Below are 1,796 nucleotides of genomic sequence, written 5' to 3'. Positions count from 1 at the left end.
TAACTACTGCATTATTTTTTGATAATTTTGATTGACACATTCAATTTTATTTCCTGCAAAATTAACATTCGATATGTCATTTTCTAATGTCTATTTAACTAGAAGTTTAGGGTATGGATTGAAATTTGCAATAGATTATTAATTAAATATTTAAAATAAAGTTATAATATAAAATTATTAAAGCAGATTGTAATTCAAAGTTTTACACTTCAAATTACAATCTGCTTTTAGTTAGAAAAAAGTTTTTATATTATTTATTTTTTTATAAGCAGTGCTACTATTTTTATAGTATTCTTTTAAAAAAAAATAATAATATTAACTTGTTAAATTATTATTTTAGATGAAAAAGTAGTAGTATTATCAATTGGAAAGTCAATTGGTAGTATTTTAAGTTTGTATTTTTTATTTATAGTAATAATAATAAACTAATATATATGTTTTAAAGACAATTACATTATAAAAATATACAATTTGATTTTTATGTTTTAATAAATTATTTACTTTAATTTTCTTTTGAATCTGATTTTTAAACAAAATATTTATTTTTTGCATTAGATTATCTTTCTCCCATAAGTAGTATAATAATATTATAACATTTTATATTAAAATTTTATATAAAGTAAAAAAAGGAGTAATGAAAAAATGATAAATAATAATAATTTTATTAAAATAGGTTTAATAATTGGAATGATTATGTCAATAATATTACTTATTAGCTGTATTATTTATGGAATATTTACATTTTTTAATTATTTTTCACTAGTTATTATTTTAATAATTATTTATGGACTATTTCAAGTGATTCCCTTTTTACTTTGTTTAAATAATTATTTTATTGAAGAAAAATGATTATTTTTAACAGGTTTATTTAGTTTAACAACATTTGTTATTCCTGGAGTTTTAATTTTAATTGGTTATTTTGTTAGACAAAAAAAATTAATAAAACTTATTAATAATAATTAATTTGTAAAAAATAAATATTATTTTATTTTTAGGTTATTATTTTATATAATTTTCCTTTATTAATATTGCTTCATGTTTCTCTATATAATAGACTTCTTGGATTAAAATATTAAAATTAAAAAAGATAGGAAATCTATGATATTTGATAAATTAAAAACTATTAAAAATACAAGATTATTAAGATTAACTAATATAAATAATATTAATTTTAATAAAATTCTAGGAATTTTAAAAACAGAAGAATTAAAAAAGTTTATTAATTAAAATATTTTATGGAAAAATTTATAAATAAGTTGGTAATTTTTTAATAAAAAAATCATTTAATAATTTTCAATTTCACCCTCGTCCAGATTGCGGCGTTAATAATCATTCAGCAAAGGCTTCGGCAAAAAATTCACCTTTTTTATAGGGTTTTGCTTGGCTTCAAAATATACGACCATAATTACTTTGCACAATAATCATTGGGAATACTATTTTTTTTGATAATCACTATTACTAATATTAACTTTATCATTTAAGTAATCCATTAATAATTGACTACAATCAGAAATTGGCGGCCTCATCACGTGATTTTGTGCTCTTCAAACAGATGAATAATCATTATTAATTTTAAAAATATTTTTATTAAATAAACAATTTTCGATTTTATTATTTTTAGGTCAATTTCAATTGTTATTAAACATACTACGATCAGCATCCGTTAATGATAAAAAATTATCGAAAGCATGACCATATTCATGAGTACTAACACTAATTATGTTATTAGTTGCTCATCAACCCGCTTGATAGTTTGCGATAATTTCTTTAATAGGCACTTGGCACTTGGCACTTAG

At 19.3% G+C, this 1,796-nt stretch carries 3 protein-coding genes and 1 pseudogene; 2 read left to right on the top strand and 2 right to left on the bottom strand.

What is annotated here, in order from left to right; translation table 4 throughout:
• Positions 1–642 precede the first annotated feature (642 nt).
• Both M0D11_RS05825 and M0D11_RS07015 read left to right on the top strand, forming a co-directional pair.
• Positions 643–963 (top strand): hypothetical protein, encoded by a 321-nt coding sequence (locus M0D11_RS05825; protein ID WP_252320948.1) that lies wholly within the window; start codon positions 643–645, stop codon positions 961–963.
• Positions 964–1,098: 135 nt separating this feature from the next.
• Positions 1,099–1,227, top strand: coding sequence for a hypothetical protein (locus M0D11_RS07015; RefSeq protein WP_256468456.1), 129 nt, complete (start codon positions 1,099–1,101; stop codon positions 1,225–1,227).
• Positions 1,228–1,245: 18 nt separating this feature from the next.
• Here M0D11_RS07015 and M0D11_RS05820 read toward each other — a convergent pair whose 3' ends face one another.
• Together M0D11_RS05820 and M0D11_RS05815 are read right to left on the bottom strand one after the other, a co-directional pair.
• Positions 1,246–1,416, bottom strand: a complete 171-nt coding sequence (locus tag M0D11_RS05820; RefSeq protein WP_252320946.1) for a hypothetical protein — start codon at positions 1,414–1,416, stop codon at positions 1,246–1,248.
• Positions 1,417–1,433: 17 nt separating this feature from the next.
• Positions 1,434–1,796: pseudogene (locus M0D11_RS05815) on the bottom strand (hypothetical protein); the annotation flags it as partial.

The sequence above is a fragment of the Spiroplasma endosymbiont of Lariophagus distinguendus genome (assembly GCF_023846195.1).
GTDB lineage: Bacteria > Bacillota_I > Bacilli_A > Mycoplasmatales > VBWQ01 > Spiroplasma_E.
The sequence above is the reverse complement of the archived record's forward strand: the minus strand, read 5'-3'. Positions and strand labels throughout refer to the sequence as shown.